Raw genomic sequence first — 14,758 nt, forward strand, 5'->3', positions numbered from 1 at the left:
TTCGCTGCCGCAGAAACCCGATACCCTGGTTCATATCAAGCCGAAAACAATGCTGTAACTAAGTGGTTTGTACTCTGTTATCAGATTTGGTTTTCAGAAAGAGTGGGGGAATGTGAGTAGATACCACCCGAACCGCACGACAGAACCGTTAACCACACCTGCGATTACAGTCGCGTATGATCGATATCGAGGAGACGTACATCGAGAATCGAATTCTCGTCAATCCAAACGATACGAACAACTACGACATGGCTCACGGGGGGAACGTGATGAAGTGGATGGACGAGGTGGGTGCGATGTCGGCGATGCGATTTGCCGGCGAGACGTGCGTCACTGCTCGGATGGAGAGCGTGAACTTCCATCGGCCCATCCCACGCGGCGACGCGGCACTCATCGAGTCGTACGTCTACGGTGCCGGGACGACGAGCGTGAAAGTCCGCCTTCGCGTCTTTCGGGAAGACCCGCTCACGGGCGAGACGGAACTGACGACCGAATCGTACTTCGTCTACGTCGCAATCGACGAGGACGGCGACCCGACGACGGTTCCGGAACTGGAGACGAACACCGAGTACGGACGAGACCTTCTCGAAGCCGCACTCGAAGGCGAGAAAGAGAATAACGGCCACGGCGACGATTGAGCGTCCGTTGTACGTCGGTGCCTGAAACGGGTTCTCTCTGAAACGGATTCTCTCATCGGTTGCCACCGCACCAACCGCTTTTGCCACCGCGAACAGACCGACAGATATGACGATTCGACTCGGAATCCACCCGTCTGTCGGCCGCATCTTCCCGCCGTCGCTGCTCCAGTCGATGCTTTCCGACGCGGAGGCGACAGTGGATCTCACCAACGAGCGTCTGGATGCGAGTGAGTCCTTTAACGGTCTCGTCACGTTCGGCTACGATCCGTCGTTTCTGGATGCCGGACTCGACTGGATACACGTCGTCCGCGCGGGATACGACGAGTTCCCGCTTGATACTCTCCGTGATCACGAGATCACGCTGAGCAACAGCACTGGAATTCACGGTGACGCCGTCAGTGAGGCTGTCGTCGGCTATCTGCTCCAGTTTGCCCGCGGTCTCCACCGCTACCGACTGCACGAACCCGACCACGAGTGGAATCCGCCCGCGTGGGACGACACGTTCACACTCGACGGTGAATCAGTTTGCGTCGTCGGTCTCGGCACCCTCGGACGCGGTATTGCCCGCCGGGCGGACGCCCTTGGAATGTCCGTCTCGGGCGTCCGTCGTACGCCCACACCGGTAGACCACGTAGAGACGAGATACGGGCCGCAAGAACTCCTCGATGCCGTCTCGGATGTCCGGTTCGTCGTGGTCGCGGTTCCACTCACCGACCGTACCGAGGAGATGGTCGGCGCAGAGGCACTGTCGGCGATGCGCGATGACGCCTATCTCGTCAACGTCGCCCGCGGCCCCGTCGTTGACCAGTCAGCCCTCGTGGACGCCCTCCGATCAGCGTCGATTGCGGGTGCGGCCCTCGACGTGTTCGAGGAGGAGCCACTACCTCCCGAGTCACCGCTGTGGGAGATGGAACACGTCGTCATCACGCCCCACGCCGCAGCGGCGACTGAAGACTACCCGAATCGAATCGCCGCGTTGGTCCGCGAAAACTCCCGTCGCCTCGCTGCAGGGGAGTCGCTGGCGAACCGCGTCGTCTGAGCCCACACTTCTTCTCAGTGGCTACTGGCTCTGGTCAGGGTTAATCTTCGACGGTGTACCCACGCTCACGAAGTAGCTCTCGGACCCGACTCTCGTGGTCGCCTTGGATTTCGATGTGATCATCTTTGACCGTTCCGCCGGTCCCAAGTGCGGACTTGAGATCGCTTCCGAGGTCGTCGAGATCGGTGTCCGTCTGGAATCCTTCGATGATCACCACGTGTTTTCCGTACCTGCGCTGTTCGGTCCGGGTCGTGAGTTCCTCGGTCGCACGATCCAGGTCGGTCATCGGATCGTCGGGGATGTCGAGGTCCTCGAACGGATCGTCTTCGCTCATTGTCTGTACTGAATTTTGTGACCGAGCCGTAAGAGTATGTTCAGCGTACCGGTAGCGTCTACGGCGCTATTGCTGGCAGTCCCCCGATTTGCTATCGCAGTATGCAATATATTGATTGGTTACGACGCCACCTCGGAACCAGTATCTTCAACTTCGACCCCTGCAGAACCTCCCGTATGAGCCTGGAGATGGAGTACGATTGCCCCGAATGCGACAGTACGAAGTTCTGGAAGACGGCCTACATGGAGATTCACCTCGGGAAGAAAACGAAGTGGCAGTGCAGCGACTGCGGCTACGGATTTATCCAGATTAACGACGACATTACCACGGCCGAGGCCTAACGTTTCGCGGCTACACTTCGTTCTTGACGTATCGTACTCCCAGCGGACGCGCCCGAAAAAAACGCAGGTCAGGTTACTCTTCGTCCAGTGCGTGCCACGATAGTCGCGGTTCGCGCGCGGCACTCACCTGATCGATGCGCCGGGCGGTCGTCCGCGACGGCGCGTTCTCCAACTCCTCGTCGGAGTCGGCCATGGCGGCGTTGAACGCGTGCGCTAAGTCGTCAAGCGAGTCCCGATTCTCGATTTCGGTCGGTTCGGTGAGCATCGCCTCAGGCACGAACTCGGGCCACTTCGTCGTCGGCGGGTGAACGCCGTAGTCGAGCATCCGCTTTGCGACGTCGGCGGCGTCTTTGTCGCCCGCCGTCGCGGCGAATTCGTGGTGGAACGGACTGTACGGCACCTCGTAGTCCAGTTGCTCTGCGAGATAGTTCGCGTTCAGCACGGCCTTCGCGGAGGCATCTGCGAGACCAGCGTCACCGAGTCGCGCGATGTAGGCGTAGGCCTTCACGAGAACGAGCCAGTTGCCCATGTACCCGTGGACCTTGCCAATCGTCTCCTCGGGGTCGAACAGTTCGTAGTTACCGCCCGACTCGCGGACGCGCGGACTCGGAAGGAACGGTGCCAACTCCTCGACGACACCGACCGGGCCGGCACCGGGGCCGCCGCCGCCGTGTGGCGTGGCGAACGTCTTGTGGACGTTGTAGTGCATAATGTCGAAGCCCATGTCGCCGGGGCGTCCCCGACCGAGCAGGGCGTTGAGGTTCGCGCCGTCGTAGTAGAGAAGACCGCCTACGTCGTGGACCATTTCCGCGATTTCGACGATATCCCGCTCGAACAGGCCCACGGTGTTCGGATTCGTGAGCATCAACGCGGCGGTGTCCTCGGAGAGGGCCGCATCCAACGCGTCCATGTCCACGCGGCCGTCCTCGCCGGACGGGAGTTCGACAACGTCGTATCCGGCCATCGCGGCCGAAGCGAAGTTCGTTCCGTGCGCGGAGGCGGGGATGACGACTTCGCTGCGGTCGTTGCCCTGCGACTCGTGGTACGCCTTCGCCACGAGGATGCCCGCGAACTCACCTGCGGCACCGGCGGGCGGTTGGAGCGTCACGGCGTCCATTCCGCCGATCCGACCGAGGTAGTCCTGCAGATCGTACAGGAGTTCGAGCGTCCCCTGCGAACTCTCGACGGAGCGGTCGGGGTGGACTGCCGCGTTCGGATCGGCCGCAACGTCCTCGGTGAACGAAGGATTGTACTTCATCGTACAGGACCCGAGGGGGTACGGCCCACTCTCGACGCTCCAGTTCATCTGCGAGAGGCGCGTGTAGTGGCGGGCAAGTTCAGGTTCCGACAGGTCGGGCAGTTCCACCGAATCACGCGTCAAGTCGTCGGGAAGCGGCGAGTCATCGATCTCGACGCGCGTCGAGTTCTTCTCCGCGAGGAGCGGTTCGTACTGGTCCTCGCGTGCGTATCGGGCTTGGTCGTAGTTCATTAGAGTACCTCCTCGAACGCCGCGACCAACTCATCGGCTTTCGGCGCGTTCAGGTCGGTGATACACACTTGCAGTTCGTGTTCTCCGACGACGTGGACGGCGAATCCCTCGGCTTCGAGGTCCGAGGCGATAGCCTGTGCTGGCTGGTCGGTGTGGGCGACGAACTCGCGGAAGTGGTGTCTGTCGTGGACGGGTGCCTTGATCCCGCGTAGCTCCGTCAGATCCGACGCGAGCGATGCTGCGTCGGTGACACACTGCTTTGCCAAGTCGGTGAGTCCGTCGGGACCGAGGTAGGCGGCGTGCATTGCCGCCCGAAGCGCGACCCACGCCTGATTCGTACAGATATTCGACGTCGCTCGTTCCTTGCGGATGTGCTGTTCACGCGTCTGCAACGTCAGCGTGTAGGCGCGCTTCCCACCGGCATCTTCGCTCGCGCCGACGAGACGACCCGGAACCTGCCGTAAGAACGATTCACGCGTTGCGAACAGGCCGAGACCCATTCCGTAGGCTGTCGGCATTCCGAGCGCGTCCGCTTCGCCGACGACGATGTCGGCACCGACGCTCGCCGGTTCTTCCAACAGGGCGAGCGCAACGGTGTCCGTACCGAGGCAGAACAGCGCGCCCGCGTCGTCGGCAACGTCGCCGATATCCGAGAGATGTTCTTCGATAGTGCCGCGAACCGTCGGATTCTCGGCGTACACCATCGCGGTATCCTCGTCCGCGAGTTCGGCCACTGCGTCGAGATCGACGTTACCGTCGTCCATCGGATACGTCTCGACGGTGAGGTCCGTTCCAGCGACGTAGTTGTCGAGGACGCTCCGTTTGCCCTCGTGCAGAATCTCGGGGACGAGGATTTGAGTTCCGGAGACGCGGCGAACGCGCCCGGCGAGTCGCGCCGCCTCGGCGAGTGCCGTCGCGGCGTCGTACATCGAGCAGTTTGCCACCGGTAGGCCGGTGAGTTCGACCAGTATCGACTGGTACTCGAACAGCGCTTGCAGGAACCCCTGCGTGATCTCGGGTTGGTACTGCGTGTACGAGGTCAGAAACTCAGACCGGCGCGTGATGTCGTCAACCAGCGACGGGATGTAGTGGCTGTGGTGGCCGCGTCCGAGGAACTCGGTGAGGTCTTGGTTTTTCTTGAACGTGGTCGCCAGTTCGCTCCGGATGTCGCGTTCCGAACGTGCTTCGATGCCGAACTCGCCGTCGAACCGAACGTCTTCCGGGATGTCGAACAGAGACTCTTCGTCTTCGACGCCGACGGCGTCCAGCATCGCGGCGGTCTCTTCGTCCGTGTGGGGTGCGTAGGGGCTTCCGCGTGTCATTCGGTCTGGTCGCGGTACTCCTCCGGCGAGAGCAGTTCGTCGAACGCTCCTTCGTCGGATACTTCGACTTTGAGCATCCACCCGTCACCGTACGGGTCCTCGTTGACGAGTTCGGGCCGGTCGAACAGGTCCTCGTTGACATCGACGACGGTGCCCGAGACAGGGGCGTAGAGGTCGGAGACGGCTTTGATGGATTCGACGACGCCGAACTCCTCGCCTTGCGTCAGTTCGTCGCCCTCGTCGGGAAGTTCGACGAAGACGACATCGCCCAGCTCGTCCTGTGCGAAGTCGGTGATACCGATGGTGGCGACGTCGCCGTCGGTGGTTGCGTACTCGTGCGATTCCAGGTAGTTGCTGTTTTCGGGTACTTCGAACATTTATTTGTCCTCTAAGAACGGTGTGCTGACGACTTTCGCGCGTTTCTCCTGTCCGCGGACGACCACGCTGAGGGTCGTTCCGGGGTCGGCGTGTTCGACGGGAACGTAGCCGAGTGCGATGGGTTCACCCAACGTCGGACTCATCGTTCCGCTGGTGACGTGTCCGACGACGTGGTTGTCTGCATCTACGATATCGTATCCGTGGCGCGGGACGCCGCGGTCGAGCAGTTTCAGGCCGACGAACTTCTCTTCGACACCCTCCTCGTCGATCCCTTCGAGCGCGTCGCGGCCGACGAACTCAGTATCGAGTTTGACGGTGAAACCGACGCCCGCCTCGTAGGGATTTCGCGGTTCCGACTCGGGGTCGAAGTCCTCGCCGGAGAGGAGAAAGCCCATCTCCATCCGGAGTGTATCCCGCGCGCCGAGACCACACGGCTGACTCTCGTGGTCCTCGACAAACGCGTTCCAGACCGTCTCAGCTTCCTCAACCGGGCAAAGGATCTCGAAGCCGTCCTCCCCGGTGTATCCGGTGCGGGCGACCCACGACCGGACGCCGACGACATCCTCGTACGTCGCCTCGAACTTCGAGAGCGACCCAACGTCACCGTCTGCGGCCGCGACTACGGCATCTTTCGCATCGGGGCCTTGCACGGCGAACATCGCCCACTCCTCGGTGGTGTTCGCTATGCGGGCGTCTAACTCCCACTCGTCGCGGTGGCTCGTCCACCGGTCGTGCATCTCCTCGTCGTGACCCGCATTCGGGATGAAGAGGTACCGATCCGTCTCCTCGTCTGGGAGTCGGTAGACGACGGTATCGTCGAGAATCGTTCCCTCGGCGTCAGTTATCATCGCATACTGCGAGTCACCGGGGTCGAGAAGCGTCACGTCGTTCGTGGTGAGTCGTTGCATCAGCCTCGTCGCGTCAGGCCCGGACACCTCGATTTCTCCCATGTGGGAGACATCGAAGATGCCGACCGATTCGCGGACGGCTGTATGCTCTGTCCGAATCGAGTCGAACTCGACCGGCATATCCCACCCTCCGAACTCCGTGAATTTCGCATCACGAGCGGCGTGAGCCTCGCGCAACGGCGGTTTGCGAAGGGCCATAGCTGTGAGTTGGTTCGGGGTAAGTAATGCTTTGGTATGTCGGTCCGTGCGTCCGGTGAACAGACCTGTTGCAGGAGGTATATTGTATGCTGCGATATCAAATGTACCTATGGACGGGCCACGCTTCGAGTCGAACTGCGCTCGGAGCCGCACCGAATTCGCTGACAATTGAGGCACCGGAGCGATAGTTACCCGACTTGGAGGTGCGTTTATAGATCAATAGAACATCAGTTCTCGTATGGACAACAGCGACCCAGAACGGGCGAATCCGCTAGCCCCGTACTTTCCGTCCGACGTACCGTCACTTCCCACCAAGGGACGGCAATGGATCGCGCTCCTGCTGCTAGTGTTGGTGTTCTCTGGAATCGCGTACAGTCTCGCTCGTTCGTTCGTTGCTATCTTTTAAGAACGCCAGATATCGGCCCTATCGTCGCGTCTGCAAGGCTTCACTCACTTACCGTATGGCGTCGTACGGTCGGATGAGCACTCAGTTGCAGACGCGACTATCGCGTTCACCGGAACGCTTCCTTCGCGTTACCGACGAGATCGTATTTGAACGAAAAGACGGGGAGAGCCAAGATGACGACGATGTAAACCCCGAACCCGGCCAGTCCCAACGTATCGATGACCCACGTCGGCGAGATGAACAATGCAACCGTGAGGCTGCCTAAAACGGCTCCGAGCAAGAGGACGAATATGGAACCATATACCCGAAAGATGTCAGACATATATGAGTATCGGCCGCCTTACGCTAAAAGTATTCTCACCCGTGTCGGCCATATTTGTCCTACACAAAACACATATTTTCAGTAGTATAACCGATGGCCATGCAGACAGTTGAGACAGGATTCGGGAGCGAGATGTCGGTCGAGTCCGCCGCGCTACTCGTTGCAGTCGGCTCTTCTGTGTTGTTTCTCGCGTACCTCCTCGCCGTCGGCAACGGGGTCGTCGAGAGTCTCCTCGAAGTCAGTATCACGGGCGTCGTGATGGGACTGGCGTACTACGCCGGACTCCGGGTTCGCTCCTGACGGCGTTTTAGCTGCGTTCGTACATCTCTTGAACAATCTCGACCGTACGGGTGGCTGGACCAGTCGCCTCTTTTTCTTGAGAGCGTCCCGCTGAGGGGCGCTGAACGCGTGGAAGTTCGACAGTAAACACACTTCCCTCCGGACCGGTCTCGCGGAGTTCGATCGCCCCTCCGTATCGTTCGGTGAGAGTCCGCACGAGGTAGAGTCCGAGACCGTGGTTGCTCGTTCGCGTATCGCCTTCGAATAGTGTCTCGCGTTTTTCTTCGGGGATGCCCCGTCCGTTGTCTGTGATCGTGACGACGGCGGTGTCGGCGTCCGTCGCAAGGGTAATAGAGACACGCGGAACCGCACTGTCGTTGTGTTTGACCGCATTCTGTAGCAGGTTACAGAACACGCGGGGGAGAAGTCTGTCGGCTCTCACGAATACGTCTTCGGGGATTGCCGCCTCGACATCCACGGTCTCGTCCATCGCACGTAGTTCGACTACACTCTCGTTCAGTACGTCCGACAGACTCACTGGTTCGAGTTCGTGCCCCTCTTCGGTCGCTTCGATGAGTACTTGAACGTCGTTGATGACCTCGGATAGATTGCGACTCTGTTGGCGAATGACTTCGAGACGGTCCGCGGACAGATCGTTTGTGTCTTCCTCCAGCAGTAACTCCGAATAGCCTTCGATGACGTTAGCGGTGTTCAACACCTCGTGACGGAGCAGACTGTTCATGTACCCGAGCCATTGACGCTTGGCTTCCACGCGTTTGGTCCGGGCAATCTCGCGTTCTGCGACGCGCGCACGCTTGATGGCTCTCGCTTCGATAACGCCCATGATGAGGCCGCCGCAGGCGGCGTAAACCGCTGATCCTCGCGCCCAGCCAAGGTTCTCGATGAAATGGTCCGCCGGCCAGAGCGCGATAATCACCAGATTGAGCGACAGAAAGGCCGCCATTCCACCGAGACACCACGCAACGACGCGCCGGTACTGGTCGGCTTCGATATCGCTTCTCCTGAGCCAATAGCCGGTGTAGGAGATACCAAGTGCGGGGATGCCGTTGAAAAGCAACGTCAGCACGTAGTCTCGCGTATAGTCCTTGTCCGGACGGAGTATCTCGAACGCCGTCCACTCACCGACGATGACGAGAACGAACAAGACACCGAGTCCCACAAGTACCCGTGGCCCTCGGTGTGTCTCCTCACTCTCATGTTGGTTCCCTTCCATGTGTAGCTTACCGTAACACCGAACGCACGTGCGTTGTCGGCCCGTTTCGGTCCCCATCCAACCTCTCGGGCACGCCCGCTGTGCGAATCCGTTACGTAACGGATTCTCTGAAAGACAGTATAAAACACTTGTTGCGAACGAGCTTCCGGGACCGAACGTGGCGACGGAGTCGGTCGATCTCCGTCAGTGGAGGTCGCTCGCGTCCAGCGGAGACGCCGCTTGCCAGTACTGTTCGTGCATGTCACGCGCCCATGAGAGGACGGCATCGTCGTCGGTGTCCAGCGCCGCTCTGAGTAATCCGTCCTCGTCGCGCAACAGCAGATGCACTACGTCGTCAGTGATGGTCACAGCGAGCGGAATCGGTTCGTCGTGGAGTCGGATCTCGGCTGCGTCGGCGTCGAGCAGGTCTTCGAGCCGTTGTCGAAGCGTTGAATCGTGCGCGATAGCGTCGAGCGCGTCCGGCGAGAAAACGCCCTCGAACGTCTGTGATCCCGCCACCGTCTGTTCTCGAACGACATCGAGGCTCTGTTCGTTGAACGCGTGTGAGAATATCTGGACGTGCGTTGATTCTCTGAGGAGTTCCAGAACCCGTTGGACCGGCGCTCCCGGTTTCGTCCGCGTCGGGACCGTGATGGTCGCATCCGCGAGTCGTCTGAGGTCGAAGTCCATCTCCTCTGTCGGCAACCACTCGACGACGTCGCGTAGTTTCAGTTCTGTCTCCATCGTCTCCAAGAGGTCGGTAAACGCCGCGGCGACGAGGCGACCAGTCGCTGTCGCAGCGTACCGGTTTCCGTCGTGTTCGATCCACCCGCGGTCGGTGAAATCGCGCAGAATGCGGCCCAGCGTCGGTTGCGAGGCGTCCGTCTCCGCTTCGAGTTCGTGCCGCGTCAACGACGCCTTGCGTAGTGCGTCGAGTACTTCGACGCGGTTCGCCGAGAGCGCAAGGAACTCGATCTCTTCGAGTGCCACGTCCATAGTCGGCGTTTCGTCTAGTCCCGTATAGCTGTTTTCACACCGTGAAAATATGTCGGAGTATGAAATCGAACCACTGTGTGTGGCTCTTTCAGTTCTAGAATCTATTTCTGGACAAATATAAGCCAGTATCCGGACTACAAAGAGATACGTGATTTCAGAGCGAGTAAACCGAGACGATTCGTGGCGTCCGAAGCGGTTAGCAGTATCCCTTCGGGAGGTTCGATAGCCATGTCTCGGTACCGCTCGCTTGTCTTTTTCCTCGCCGCGAGCGCCTTTTTCGGCGGGACGTTCGTCGCCGCGAAAGCCGGATTGGAGTTCTTCCCGCCGTTGCTGTTCGTCGCGTACCGCTTCGATATCGGGGCCGCACTCCTGCTCTCGGTCGTGCTGTACCGCTTCCCGCGGGAGCGGTGGCTTCCCCGCACGCGCGCCGATATCGCCGGGATTCTCGCTGCGGGCGTGTTCGCCATCGGTGCGACGAACGCGCTCATCTTCGTCGGCCAGCAGTACGTCACGAGCGGCGTGAGTTCCATCATTTACAGTCTCAACCCCATCATGACGCCGATTCTCGCGGCGTTCTTGCTGTCGGACGAACGCCTCTCACGGTCCGGCGCCGGTGGGATGCTCCTCGGACTCGTCGGCGTCGCACTGGTCGTGAACCTCAACCCCGCAGACCTGTTGGGCGGTGCCGTCGTCGGTAAGGCGCTCGTCCTCGCTGCCGCAGTGAGTGGCGCACTCGGAAGCGTTCTCATCCGGCGGGCCGATTCGACGCTGGACAGTACGGTACGCACCGCGTGGGCGCTTCCCGTCGCCGCCGTGTTGTGCCACGTCTCGAGTTTCGCGGCTGGTGAGCAGGCCTCAGCCGTCACGTGGACCCCGGCAGCACTCGCCGCGCTGGGTTACGTCGGCGTGTTCTCGGGCGCACTCGCGTTTATCGCCTACTTCGGACTGCTGGACGACGTGGGTGCGATTCGCGGCAACCTCGTCTTCTACGCCGTCCCGATAGTCGCCACACTTGGCGGCTGGTTGCTCCTCGGTGAGACGATTTCGGCGCTGACGGTGGTCGGGTTCGGCGTCATCTGTCTCGGGTTCGTTCTCCTCGGCCGTGAAACGATCACGGCGGAACTGTCGCGGATTCGGCGCGGTATCGCTCAGCGGGCCGGTTCCGGATCCGACTCGGTGACGGGCGTCGTGGGCGATACGCCCCGCTGGAGCGAACAGGACTAACCGAGCGGCGGCAGAGACGCCGGAAACGATACTGCGAACAATTGGCATACTGCCAACAGTTTCTTACCAGATCCGAGCGCACTTCAACTACGTCCATGATGACCTTGTTCTCGTGCTGACCCGTTCGCATCGCTGGTTGTGAGCGATGCGGCGGCCTCTTTCCTGTTCCCTGCCGAGACTGCAGTCTCGACTCTTGAGTCTGGAGGCTCGGCCTCGTACGATGCCGTAGACACCACCATGAAAAGATACGATGTCACGACAGACAGACCAGCAGTCAGCACAGACGACGGAACACGACGCCACGACGACGAAGCGAGAACCCTCAAGGACGGACGACGGGATACCGGCAATCATCGCCAAGCGGAGTTCCGAGACACCGGTCGAGACTGAAGAGATTCGCGCTCTCGCGTCGGCCGCGGGATACCGCGTCATCGACGAAGTTACACAGGTTCGTCGCGAGGACCCCGGAACCCACTTCGGGTCGGGGAAAGTCGATAGTCTCTCGGATCGAATCGAGGCGACTGACGCATCGGTTCTCGTCATCGACGGCGGATTGACTCCTAGCCAGACGACGAACCTCCGCGACTGTCTCCCCGACGAAACGGAGATATTCGATCGCTACCGCCTTGTGCTCTCCATCTTCGCAGCGCAAGCGGGGACGCGACGGGCGCAGTTGCAGGTCGAACTCGCCCAGTTGAAGTACGCACTCCCGCGTATCGAAACGGAGTCCGACCCGCAGGCGATGAACATCGCCTTGGAGAAGGGGACGCGCGTGAAGGGTGTCCGCGACCGAATCGCGGAGTTGGAGTCGAAACTCGCGGACTTGCCGAATCCAGCGGCGCAGTATCGGTCCCGGCGGCGCGAACAGGGGTTCGATTTGGTGACGGTCGCCGGATACACGAATGCCGGGAAATCGACGCTGTTGCACCGACTCGCGGACGACCTGTCTCTCGACTCGACGGAGCGGCATCCCGACGAAGCGAACTCTGTCGCGGCCGTCGAAGACCGCTTGTTCAAGACGCTCCAGACGACCACGCGGCGAGCGACATTGGAGGGACGCCCCGTGCTCGCCACCGACACCGTCGGCTTCGTGGACGACCTCCCGCACTGGCTGGTCGAATCGTTCAGCACGACGATTTCCGAGGCTGCCGCGGCCGATATCGTCGTCCTCGTCGCTGATGCGAGCGACGACGTGGAGACGCTTCGGGAGAAGATTCGCGTCTCGCTGTCGGTGTTCGACGCGCAGGGGGTCGAGACGCAGAACGTCGTCACCGCGTTGAACAAGACCGACCTCCTCACCGACGCCGAATGCGAGAGCCGTGTTGCCGCCGCTGAGTCGCTCGCACCCCGCGTCGTCCCCGTGAGCGTCGTCGAGGAAACAAACCTCGAAACGCTTGTCGAAGTCGTCTGCGACCGACTCCCCACGGCGACGGAGACGGTTTCGATGTCGACGGGCGACGAGGCGATGAGCGTCGTCTCGTGGGCGTACGACCACGCAAGAGTCGAATCCGTCGAGTACGGGGCCGAGACGGTGACGCTGACGCTCCAAGGGCGACCGGAAATACTGGAGCGGATGCGCGGAAAAGTCGAGTCAGTTGGTGAGTCGGATCCCGGATAACTCCCGCTTCAGGCCGTTTGCTGGCCAAAGGCTCGCCGAACGCGCGGTTTCAGATAGACGACCGTCGGTGCGGTGAGTAGCGCGCCGACAGCGTACGCGCCGGGAACGAACAGAAGGCCGTAAATCGTCAGGAATATGGCCTGTTGTCCGGCGGCGGCTGCATCACCTGCCTGAGTGATCTGTGTGGTGTAGTTCAGGGCATTGACGAGGACGAGCGCCAGAATGCCGCCGAGGAACCCCGATAGCAGGCTATCGAAGATGGCGTCCGACGTACGCGAGACCGAGTAGCCGACGATCCCACCCGCAATCAGCCCCATTGGCTGCATCGCAACCCATCCGAACGCGAATCCCACGACGGTTCCGAGGAGGGCGGAGACGACTGTTACACTGAGGACTACAGAGCGGTTCATGCGATTGACATTATCTGGCAACCGTTATAGTTGCTTCGACGGTTGATCCAGATTGGGAGGTGTATTTATATACTTGCAGACACAATAACTTACTATGATTGTAGCAAATTCTCAAACGAATACAGTCCGGGTCGCCGACCACCAGAACCGCCGGACCGCAACGTTCGCGGAGATGGACCGCGCGATGCGTTCCGTCTAATTTACTGAATTTCTGCATTTCTCGGAGGCTTCGCCGGGAAACCGTTTTTGTCTCTGGTGTGCATCTAGGTATGCTAGGCGTTGGCTTGTCACGTGCATATCGCACGGGCGAGACAGAGAGAGCGCCTCTCAACCATGAGCGAAAAACCACACCAGAACTTGGCGATTATCGGTCACGTAGACCACGGAAAATCCACGCTCGTCGGCCGTCTCCTGTTCGAGACGGGGAGCATTCCGGAACACATTATTGAACAACACCGCGAGGAGGCCGAAGAGAAGGGCAAGTCGGGCTTCGAGTTCGCCTATGTCATGGACAACCTCGCGGAGGAGCGCGAGCGAGGCGTGACCATCGACATCGCCCACCAACGGTTCGACACGGACAAGTATTACTTCACTATCGTGGACACACCCGGCCACCGCGACTTCGTGAAGAACATGATTACCGGCGCGTCGCAGGCGGATCACGCCGTTCTCGTCGTCGCCGCCGACGACGGTGTCGCGCCGCAGACGCGCGAACACGTGTTCCTCGCCCGTACGCTGGGCATCGAGGAACTCATCATCGCCGTCAACAAGATGGACATCGTCGATTACAGCGAAGACACCTACAAGCAGGTCAAAGCGGAGGTGCAGGAACTGCTGAAGCAGGTGCAGTTTAACACCGCTGACGCAAGCTTCATTCCCATCTCGGCGTTCGAAGGCGACAACGTCGCCGAATCCTCCGAGAACATGGACTGGTTCGACGGGCCGACAATCCTCGAATCACTAAACAGCCTCCCCGAACCGTCGCCGCCGACCGATGCACCGCTTCGCCTCCCGATTCAGGACGTGTACACAATCTCCGGTATCGGGACTGTTCCCGTCGGCCGCGTTGAAACGGGCATCCTCAACACCGGTGACAACGTCTCGTTCCAGCCGTCGGACGTGTCCGGCGAGGTGAAAACCATCGAGATGCACCACGAGGAAGTTCCCAAGGCGGAACCCGGCGACAACGTCGGATTCAACGTCCGCGGCATCGGTAAGGACGACATCCGCCGTGGTGACGTCTGTGGTCCGGCAGACGAACCCCCGTCCGTCGCCGAGACGTTCCAAGCGCAGATTGTCGTGATGCAACACCCGTCGGTTATCACCGCCGGATACACGCCGGTCATCCATGCGCACACGGCACAAGTGGCCTGTACGTTCGAGTCGATAGACAAGAAAATCGACCCCTCCTCCGGTGAAGTCGCAGAGGAGGAACCGGACTTCATCAAAGCGGGTGACGCGGCAGTCGTGACGCTGCGACCGCAGAAACCGCTGGTGCTGGAACCCTCTTCGGAGATTCCGGAACTCGGGTCGTTCGCCATCCGCGACATGGGTCAAACCATCGCGGCGGGCAAAGTGCTGGAAGTCAACAAAAGGTGACATCCCCCCGCGCCTAACGGCGTGGGCCTCCCACCCGGTGTTGG

Annotated in this window: 17 protein-coding genes; 8 read left to right on the plus strand and 9 right to left on the minus strand. The window is 60.5% G+C overall.

Features of this window, described 5'->3' with window-relative positions:
* The first annotated feature begins 176 nt into the window (after positions 1–176).
* Entirely contained in the window at positions 177–638 is a 462-nt protein-coding gene (locus HBOR_RS04010) for an acyl-CoA thioesterase (protein ID WP_006053652.1), read from the plus strand.
* Positions 639–744: 106 nt separating this feature from the next.
* The gene (gene ddh / locus HBOR_RS04015) at positions 745–1,677 is read left to right on the plus strand and encodes a D-2-hydroxyacid dehydrogenase (protein WP_006053653.1); all 933 of its coding nucleotides are present in this window, start codon (positions 745–747) and stop codon (positions 1,675–1,677) included.
* Between the two features lie 40 nt (positions 1,678–1,717).
* Here ddh and HBOR_RS04020 read toward each other — a convergent pair whose 3' ends face one another.
* Positions 1,718–2,011, minus strand: a complete 294-nt coding sequence (locus tag HBOR_RS04020) for an SUI1 family translation initiation factor (protein WP_006053654.1) — start codon at positions 2,009–2,011, stop codon at positions 1,718–1,720.
* Between the two features lie 176 nt (positions 2,012–2,187).
* On the opposite strand from HBOR_RS04020, the gene HBOR_RS19890 reads away from it, so the two are divergent.
* Positions 2,188–2,352, plus strand: a complete 165-nt coding sequence (locus HBOR_RS19890; RefSeq protein ID WP_006053655.1) for a DUF7838 family putative zinc beta-ribbon protein — start codon at positions 2,188–2,190, stop codon at positions 2,350–2,352.
* A gap of 73 nt (positions 2,353–2,425) precedes the next feature.
* Here HBOR_RS19890 and gcvPB read toward each other — a convergent pair whose 3' ends face one another.
* The 4 genes from gcvPB to gcvT are packed head-to-tail and all read right to left on the minus strand — an operon-like array spanning position 2,426 to position 6,647.
* Complete coding sequence (gene gcvPB / locus HBOR_RS04025) at positions 2,426–3,841, minus strand: aminomethyl-transferring glycine dehydrogenase subunit GcvPB (protein ID WP_006053656.1); 1,416 nt, start codon at positions 3,839–3,841, stop codon at positions 2,426–2,428.
* Positions 3,841–5,163: an aminomethyl-transferring glycine dehydrogenase subunit GcvPA gene (gcvPA, locus tag HBOR_RS04030; protein ID WP_006053657.1), complete on the minus strand. Its 1,323-nt coding sequence runs from the start codon at positions 5,161–5,163 to the stop codon at positions 3,841–3,843. The genes gcvPB and gcvPA overlap by 1 nt, the downstream gene beginning before the upstream one ends.
* Complete coding sequence (gene gcvH / locus HBOR_RS04035) at positions 5,160–5,540, minus strand: glycine cleavage system protein GcvH (RefSeq protein WP_006053658.1); 381 nt, start codon at positions 5,538–5,540, stop codon at positions 5,160–5,162. The genes gcvPA and gcvH overlap by 4 nt, the downstream gene beginning before the upstream one ends.
* The gene (gcvT, locus tag HBOR_RS04040; protein WP_006053659.1) at positions 5,541–6,647 is read right to left on the minus strand and encodes a glycine cleavage system aminomethyltransferase GcvT; all 1,107 of its coding nucleotides are present in this window, start codon (positions 6,645–6,647) and stop codon (positions 5,541–5,543) included.
* A 238-nt stretch (positions 6,648–6,885) separates the two neighbouring features.
* Between gcvT and HBOR_RS19895 the strand changes: the two genes are divergently transcribed.
* Positions 6,886–7,053 carry a hypothetical protein gene (locus tag HBOR_RS19895; RefSeq protein ID WP_161609398.1) on the plus strand — a complete coding sequence of 56 codons (168 nt, stop codon included), beginning with the start codon at positions 6,886–6,888 and terminating at the stop codon, positions 7,051–7,053.
* A 106-nt stretch (positions 7,054–7,159) separates the two neighbouring features.
* Here the strand turns inward: HBOR_RS19895 and HBOR_RS04045 are convergent, their stop codons facing one another.
* The gene (locus HBOR_RS04045; protein ID WP_006053660.1) at positions 7,160–7,375 is read right to left on the minus strand and encodes a hypothetical protein; all 216 of its coding nucleotides are present in this window, start codon (positions 7,373–7,375) and stop codon (positions 7,160–7,162) included.
* Positions 7,376–7,474: 99 nt separating this feature from the next.
* On the opposite strand from HBOR_RS04045, the gene HBOR_RS04050 reads away from it, so the two are divergent.
* Positions 7,475–7,675 (plus strand): hypothetical protein, encoded by a 201-nt coding sequence (locus HBOR_RS04050; protein ID WP_013440501.1) that lies wholly within the window; start codon positions 7,475–7,477, stop codon positions 7,673–7,675.
* A 7-nt stretch (positions 7,676–7,682) separates the two neighbouring features.
* Here the strand turns inward: HBOR_RS04050 and HBOR_RS04055 are convergent, their stop codons facing one another.
* Both HBOR_RS04055 and HBOR_RS04060 read right to left on the minus strand, forming a co-directional pair.
* Positions 7,683–8,888: a sensor histidine kinase gene (locus tag HBOR_RS04055; RefSeq protein WP_241432290.1), complete on the minus strand. Its 1,206-nt coding sequence runs from the start codon at positions 8,886–8,888 to the stop codon at positions 7,683–7,685.
* A gap of 183 nt (positions 8,889–9,071) precedes the next feature.
* Positions 9,072–9,863 (minus strand): helix-turn-helix transcriptional regulator, encoded by a 792-nt coding sequence (locus tag HBOR_RS04060; RefSeq protein ID WP_006053663.1) that lies wholly within the window; start codon positions 9,861–9,863, stop codon positions 9,072–9,074.
* Between the two features lie 228 nt (positions 9,864–10,091).
* Between HBOR_RS04060 and HBOR_RS04065 the strand changes: the two genes are divergently transcribed.
* The gene (locus tag HBOR_RS04065; RefSeq protein WP_006053664.1) at positions 10,092–11,087 is read left to right on the plus strand and encodes a DMT family transporter; all 996 of its coding nucleotides are present in this window, start codon (positions 10,092–10,094) and stop codon (positions 11,085–11,087) included.
* 250 nt (positions 11,088–11,337) lie between these two features.
* Entirely contained in the window at positions 11,338–12,705 is a 1,368-nt protein-coding gene (hflX, locus tag HBOR_RS04070; RefSeq protein ID WP_006053665.1) for a GTPase HflX, read from the plus strand.
* A gap of 8 nt (positions 12,706–12,713) precedes the next feature.
* On the opposite strand, the gene HBOR_RS04075 is transcribed toward hflX, so the two are convergent.
* The gene (locus HBOR_RS04075; RefSeq protein ID WP_006053666.1) at positions 12,714–13,115 is read right to left on the minus strand and encodes a hypothetical protein; all 402 of its coding nucleotides are present in this window, start codon (positions 13,113–13,115) and stop codon (positions 12,714–12,716) included.
* 333 nt (positions 13,116–13,448) lie between these two features.
* Between HBOR_RS04075 and tuf the strand changes: the two genes are divergently transcribed.
* Positions 13,449–14,714 carry a translation elongation factor EF-1 subunit alpha gene (gene tuf / locus HBOR_RS04080; RefSeq protein WP_006053667.1) on the plus strand — a complete coding sequence of 422 codons (1,266 nt, stop codon included), beginning with the start codon at positions 13,449–13,451 and terminating at the stop codon, positions 14,712–14,714.
* The last annotated feature ends 44 nt before the right edge of the window (positions 14,715–14,758 follow it).

The organism is Halogeometricum borinquense DSM 11551, from assembly GCF_000172995.2.
Classification (GTDB): domain Archaea; phylum Halobacteriota; class Halobacteria; order Halobacteriales; family Haloferacaceae; genus Halogeometricum; species Halogeometricum borinquense.

Excerpts from the sequence above, each read along its gene's own strand:
- HBOR_RS04050 (WP_013440501.1), top strand. The coding sequence starts at position 7,475 with ATGCAGACAGTTGAGACAGGATTCGGGAGCGAGATGTCGGTCGAGTCC.
- HBOR_RS19895 (WP_161609398.1), top strand. The coding sequence starts at position 6,886 with ATGGACAACAGCGACCCAGAACGGGCGAATCCGCTAGCCCCGTACTTT.
- gcvT (WP_006053659.1), bottom strand. The coding sequence starts at position 6,647 with ATGGCCCTTCGCAAACCGCCGTTGCGCGAGGCTCACGCCGCTCGTGAT.
- HBOR_RS04010 (WP_006053652.1), top strand. The coding sequence starts at position 177 with ATGATCGATATCGAGGAGACGTACATCGAGAATCGAATTCTCGTCAAT.
- HBOR_RS04045 (WP_006053660.1), bottom strand. The coding sequence starts at position 7,375 with ATGTCTGACATCTTTCGGGTATATGGTTCCATATTCGTCCTCTTGCTC.
- HBOR_RS04055 (WP_241432290.1), bottom strand. The coding sequence starts at position 8,888 with ATGGAAGGGAACCAACATGAGAGTGAGGAGACACACCGAGGGCCACGG.
- gcvPB (WP_006053656.1), bottom strand. The coding sequence starts at position 3,841 with ATGAACTACGACCAAGCCCGATACGCACGCGAGGACCAGTACGAACCG.
- HBOR_RS04075 (WP_006053666.1), bottom strand. The coding sequence starts at position 13,115 with ATGAACCGCTCTGTAGTCCTCAGTGTAACAGTCGTCTCCGCCCTCCTC.
- HBOR_RS04065 (WP_006053664.1), top strand. The coding sequence starts at position 10,092 with ATGTCTCGGTACCGCTCGCTTGTCTTTTTCCTCGCCGCGAGCGCCTTT.
- HBOR_RS19890 (WP_006053655.1), top strand. The coding sequence starts at position 2,188 with ATGAGCCTGGAGATGGAGTACGATTGCCCCGAATGCGACAGTACGAAG.
- hflX (WP_006053665.1), top strand. The coding sequence starts at position 11,338 with ATGTCACGACAGACAGACCAGCAGTCAGCACAGACGACGGAACACGAC.
- ddh (WP_006053653.1), top strand. The coding sequence starts at position 745 with ATGACGATTCGACTCGGAATCCACCCGTCTGTCGGCCGCATCTTCCCG.
- HBOR_RS04020 (WP_006053654.1), bottom strand. The coding sequence starts at position 2,011 with ATGAGCGAAGACGATCCGTTCGAGGACCTCGACATCCCCGACGATCCG.
- gcvH (WP_006053658.1), bottom strand. The coding sequence starts at position 5,540 with ATGTTCGAAGTACCCGAAAACAGCAACTACCTGGAATCGCACGAGTAC.
- gcvPA (WP_006053657.1), bottom strand. The coding sequence starts at position 5,163 with ATGACACGCGGAAGCCCCTACGCACCCCACACGGACGAAGAGACCGCC.
- tuf (WP_006053667.1), top strand. The coding sequence starts at position 13,449 with ATGAGCGAAAAACCACACCAGAACTTGGCGATTATCGGTCACGTAGAC.
- HBOR_RS04060 (WP_006053663.1), bottom strand. The coding sequence starts at position 9,863 with ATGGACGTGGCACTCGAAGAGATCGAGTTCCTTGCGCTCTCGGCGAAC.